The sequence below is a fragment of the Pseudomonas sp. genome (assembly GCF_049645325.1).
In the GTDB taxonomy this organism is placed as follows: Bacteria; Pseudomonadota; Gammaproteobacteria; order Pseudomonadales; family Pseudomonadaceae; genus Aquipseudomonas.
This window is the reverse complement of record NZ_JBARTQ010000411.1, coordinates 1-4,911: the sequence shown is the minus strand read 5'-3', so window position 1 is coordinate 4,911 and position 4,911 is coordinate 1. Positions and strand designations below refer to the sequence as shown.

The window sequence follows — 4,911 nt, the reverse complement described above, 5'->3', positions numbered from 1 at the left end:
GCTGGCTTGCCTGCGATGGCTGTCTATCAGTTGCTGCATCTGTGACTGTTACACCGATATCGCAGGCAAGCCAGCTCCCACATGGGATCTCCGCTGGCTTTAGTGGGGTGTCAGAGCACCACGCTCGGCAGCCACAACGACAGCGCAGGAATGTAAGTCACCGCAATCAATACCAGGAACAGCACCGCATAAAACGGCAGCAGCGCCTTCACGGTTTTCTCGATGCTGACATTGCCCACCGCCGCGCCCACGAACAGCACCGCGCCCACCGGCGGGGTGATCAGGCCAATCCCCAGGTTCACCAGCATGATCATGCCGAAGTGCACCGGGTCGACGCCGATGCCGAGCACTACCGGCAGCAGGATCGGCGTCAGGATAAGGATCAGCGGCGCCATGTCCATCACCGTGCCGAGCAACAACAGCATCATGTTGATGCACATCAGGATCACGTAGCGGTTGTCCGACAGGGTCAGGAACAGCGTGGTGATCTTCGCCGGGATCTGCATCAGGGTCATGATGTAGCCGAAGCTGGCGGCGAAGGCGATCAGGATCATCACGATGGAAATGGTGCGCACCGTGCGATGCATCAGCTTGGGCAGCTCGCGCCATTTGTAGTCGCGGTAAATGAACATGGTCACAAAAAACGCCCACAGCACGGCGATTGCGGCGGATTCGGTGGCGGTGAAAATGCCCGAGAGAATGCCGCCGAGGATGATCACCATGGCCATCAGGCCCCAGAGCGCATCGGCGGCGATTTTCAGCGCCTGCTTCAACGGGATCACTTCGCCTTTGGGGTAGTTGCGCTTCTTCGCGAAAATCAGGCACAGCACCATCAGGCACGCGCTCATCAGCAAGCCCGGCACCACGCCGGCCATGAACAGCGAGGCGATCGATACCGTGCCGCCGGCCGCCAGGGAGTAGAGCACCGAGTTATGGCTGGGCGGGGTCAGCAACGCCTGCACCGAACCACTGACGGTCACCGCCGTCGCGAATTCGCGCGGGTAGCCACGCCGTTCCATTTCCGGAATCAGCACCGAGCCCACCGAGGCGGTGTCCGCCACGGACGAGCCGGAAATCGCGCCGAAGAATGTCGAGGCCATGATGTTGACCAACGACAGGCCACCCCGCACGAAGCCCACCAGCACCCCGGCGAACGCCACCAGCCGCCGCGACATGCCGCCTTCGGCCATGATCGCCCCGGCCAGCACAAAGAACGGAATCGCCATCAGCGAAAACTTGTTCACCCCGCCCGCCACCTGAATCATCAGGGCCTGGAACGGGATGTCGATCCACCATGCGCCAATCAGCGCCGACAACCCGAGGGCATAGGCCACCGGCATGCCGATCAGGATCAAGGCGATAAAGCTGCCCAACAGAATCAATGCGTCCATATCAAGCGGCCCCTTCGCTTTCTTCAACCAGGTCGAAGCGCACAACCCGACGATTGCTCTGGTCACCGAGCAGGAGTTTTTCCACGACAAAGATCAGCGTCAGCAGCCCGCCAATCGGGATCGGCATATAGGTGATGCCCACGCGCAGGGTAGGGATGGCGCTCATGAATTGGTTCCAGGTGGACATGCACAGCTTGGTGCCCCAAATGACCATGAACAGGCAAATGGTGCCCATGAGCAATTGCGAGAAGATGCCGACGAGGTGGCGCTGGCGCGGCGGCAAACGGTCAGTGACCACTGCCACCGACATATGCGCGCCGGCGCGGTAGCTGGCGGCGGCACCGATAAAGGTGAATACCAGCATCAGCAGGATGGCGGTGGGCTCCGGCCAGCTTGCGCCGGTGCCGAGGATGTAACGGGCAAAAATGCCCCAGGGAATGATCAGTGCGACCCCCAAAACCGAGAGGCCGGCGACCCAGATGCAGGTCATGTAGATGCGGTCGTTGATGCGCAGCAGTAAATTCTTCATGGCGTTCACCGTAACCGGGCGCGTCGATGCCGACCGCGCCCGGCCTAGCTGGAAGGAGGGTGATTACTCGACCGCGTCGATGCGCTTGATGATGTCGGCGTACGCCGCACCGTACTTCGCACGCACCGGCGCAGTGGCGTCATAGAAGGGCTTTTTGTCGACGGTGATGAACTCGACACCGGCGGCCTTGAGTTTGGTCTCACTGCTGGCGGACTTGGCGTCCCACAACACGCGCTCATCGGCCTGGGCGACCTTGGCGGCGTTTTTCACCATGGCCTGCTGCGCGGGGGTGAGCTTGTTCCAGGTGATTTTCGACATCACGATGGGCTCGGGCAGGATCAGGTGTTCGGTGAGGGTGTAGAACTTGGCGTTCTGGTAGTGGTTGTGTTCGAGCATTGTCGGCGGGTTGTTTTCCGCGCCGTCGATCACGCCGGTCTGCAGGGCGCTGAAGATCTCGCCGGTGTCCATGGCAATGCCGTTGGCGCCCATTTCATTGAAAGCATCAATGAACAGCGGGTTGCCTTGCACACGAATCTTCATGCCCTTGAGGTCTTCGAGGGTGCGCACCGGTTTCTTGGTGTAGAGGTTGCGCGTGCCGCCGTCCATCCAGGCCAGGGCGACCAGGCCGAATTCGGAGTCGGTGATCTTGGCGAGGATTTCATCGCCGATCTCGCCGTCGATGACTTTGCGCATATGCGCTTGGTCACGGAATACAAAAGGCAGGTTGAACACGTTAACGTCCGGCACCACCGGCCCGACAATGCCGAGGCTGACCCGCGCCATCTGGATCGCGCCGACCTGCGCCTGTTCGACGACTTCTTTCTCGGAACCCAGCACACCGCCGGGGAAGAACTTGAAGGTCAGCTCGCCGTTGCTTTGCTGGGTCAGGGCCGCGCCCATGTTGCGCTCGGCGACGACGGTGGGGTAACCGTCGGGGTGGATGTCGGCCACCTTGATCTCCAGCGCCTGGACGGCGTTGGCGAACAGGAAGGTGAGAGGAAGTGCAGCGGCCAGCAAGGTGCGTTTGAAGTCCATGGGGTAGCTCTCCAATCTTGTTATTGTTTTTTTCAAGGCACAGCAATGCAGCTAGAGGGTGAAGCAGGGTTCGGGCAGTCCTTGGACGCCAGGGTTGAGGGCGAATACGCCGCCGGACAGCGACTGTTCACTCTGGTCATCACGAATAGAGGTGACGAACAGGGTGTCCAGGCGACTGCCGCCAAAGGCGCACATGGTGGGTTTTTTCACCGGGACGGTGAGCGAGCGGTCAAGGCGACCGTCGGGGGTGAAGCGGTGGACCAGCCCGGCATCGTTGGCGCAGATCCAGTAGCAGCCGTCGGCGTCGACCGCCGCGCCGTCAGGGCGGCCGAGGAACTGGTGCATGTCCACAAACACGCGGCGATTGGACGGCGTGCCAGTGTCGATGTCGTAGTCGAAGGCCCAGATCTGTTGCACCAGCGGGTGTGAATCCGAGGCATACATCGTGCGGCCGTCAGGGCTGAAGGCCAGGCCGTTGAGGGTGATGAAACCGTCCAGTTGCGCCTGCGGTGGCGCGCCGGATGCATAGCGGTACAGTGTGCCCTGGGCCGCATTCAGGCCCATGTTCAGCACCATGCTGCCGGCCCAGAAACGGCCCTGGCGATCACAGCGCCCGTCGTTCAGGCGCATGTCTGGGCGCGGGTGCTCGACACTCGCCAGAAGCGTGGTGTCGAGGCTGCCGTCGTTATGCGCGGTGAGTTGGAAGAAGCCGGTTTCCATCCCGGCGACCCAGTTGCCTGCCTCCGTGCGGGCAATGCAGGCGAGCATCTGCGGGGCTTTCCAGGCGGCAATATGGCCGGTGGCGGCGCTCCAGCGTTGCAACCCGCCGTTGGGAATGTCCACCCAATACAGCGCGTTTTCCTGCGGCACCCACACCGGGCATTCGCCCACGGCATTGCGGGCGTCGACGATCAATTCAGCAGTCATGGCAACTCATTCCCTTGGGTTGATGTGCGCTCAGTCACCGAACGGGCCCGCTGCGCAGAACGCGCCGCCTTGGTAGACCTTGGCCGGGTCGTCGGCGGCCACTGGGGGCTGGGTTTCAACCTGGGCGCGGAACACTTCGGAATTGTCCTTGGGTGCAAAGCCCAGGTGCGCGGCGTAGCGGTTGTCCCACCAGGTGTCGAGGTTATCCGACATGCCGTAGACCACGGTGTGGCCGACGTTCGGCGTGTACAGCGCGCGTTCGAGCAATTGGGTCAGGTCATCGAAGCTCAGCCAGGTGTGCATCATCCGGCGGTTCTGCGGTTCCGGGAACGAGGAGCCGATGCGGATGCTCACAGTCTCGATACCGTAGCGATCAAAGTAGAAACTCGCCATGTCTTCGCCGTAGGACTTGGACAGGCCGTAGTAGCTGTCCGGACGGCGTGGCGAATGGGCGTCGATAACGTCGCCCTGTTTATAGAAGCCGATCACGTGGTTGGAACTGGCGAAGATCACACGCTTCACGCCATGCCGACGCGCGGCCTCGTAGATATGGAAAATGCCGCAGATATTCGCGCCGAGCACTTCTTCGAAGGAACGCTCCACCGACACGCCGCCGAAATGCAGGATGGCGTCGACGCCTTCCACCAAATGGTGCACGGCTTGTTTGTCGGAGAGGTCGCACGGTTGCACTTCTTCGGCGGCATCGGCAGCGGGGGCCATGTCGGCGATGTCCGACAGGCGCAGCACCTGGGCGTAAGGGCGCAGGCGTTCGCGCAAGACTTTGCCCAGGCCACCGGCGGCACCGGTGAGCAGCAGGCGGTTGAATGGAACAGGCACGGGGGTGGTTGTGGTCATGGGGGTTCCATTGTTGTTGTAGGTTGTCGTATGACTTGGTGGAAGTATCGTTTTGGACTCCCTGGGTTGTCAACGCGACATTGGACAAAAGGTAACGGTGTGACGAACGCTGGCTGTGGCGAGCAGGTTTCTAGTGGTGAGACGCTTGTGTGGTGAGCGGGCTTGCCCCGCGCT

5 protein-coding genes are annotated in these 4,911 nt (G+C 61.6%); all 5 read right to left on the bottom strand.

Translation table 11 applies throughout. From position 1 onward, the window contains the following. Positions 1-110 precede the first annotated feature (110 nt). Complete coding sequence (locus tag WBB95_RS17850; protein ID WP_424488792.1) at positions 111-1,391, bottom strand: TRAP transporter large permease; 1,281 nt, start codon at positions 1,389-1,391, stop codon at positions 111-113. A 1-nt stretch (position 1,392) separates the two neighbouring features. Then, positions 1,393-1,920: a TRAP transporter small permease gene (locus WBB95_RS17845; RefSeq protein WP_424488791.1), complete on the bottom strand. Its 528-nt coding sequence runs from the start codon at positions 1,918-1,920 to the stop codon at positions 1,393-1,395. 63 nt (positions 1,921-1,983) lie between these two features. Next, positions 1,984-2,955 carry a TRAP transporter substrate-binding protein gene (locus WBB95_RS17840; protein ID WP_424488790.1) on the bottom strand — a complete coding sequence of 324 codons (972 nt, stop codon included), beginning with the start codon at positions 2,953-2,955 and terminating at the stop codon, positions 1,984-1,986. A gap of 51 nt (positions 2,956-3,006) precedes the next feature. Beyond that, a complete protein-coding gene (locus WBB95_RS17835) occupies positions 3,007-3,882 on the bottom strand; it encodes an SMP-30/gluconolactonase/LRE family protein (RefSeq protein WP_424488789.1) in 876 nt (291 codons plus the stop codon). Positions 3,883-3,912: 30 nt separating this feature from the next. Beyond that, on the bottom strand, positions 3,913-4,737 hold the full coding sequence (locus WBB95_RS17830) for an NAD-dependent epimerase/dehydratase family protein (RefSeq protein ID WP_424488788.1): 825 nt from the start codon (positions 4,735-4,737) through the stop codon (positions 3,913-3,915). Positions 4,738-4,911 lie beyond the last annotated feature (174 nt).

Coding starts and splice junctions, on each gene's coding strand:
- WBB95_RS17850 (WP_424488792.1), bottom strand. CDS start 1,391: ATGGACGCATTGATTCTGTTGGGCAGCTTTATCGCCTTGATCCTGATC.
- WBB95_RS17830 (WP_424488788.1), bottom strand. CDS start 4,737: ATGACCACAACCACCCCCGTGCCTGTTCCATTCAACCGCCTGCTGCTC.
- WBB95_RS17840 (WP_424488790.1), bottom strand. CDS start 2,955: ATGGACTTCAAACGCACCTTGCTGGCCGCTGCACTTCCTCTCACCTTC.
- WBB95_RS17845 (WP_424488791.1), bottom strand. CDS start 1,920: ATGAAGAATTTACTGCTGCGCATCAACGACCGCATCTACATGACCTGC.
- WBB95_RS17835 (WP_424488789.1), bottom strand. CDS start 3,882: ATGACTGCTGAATTGATCGTCGACGCCCGCAATGCCGTGGGCGAATGC.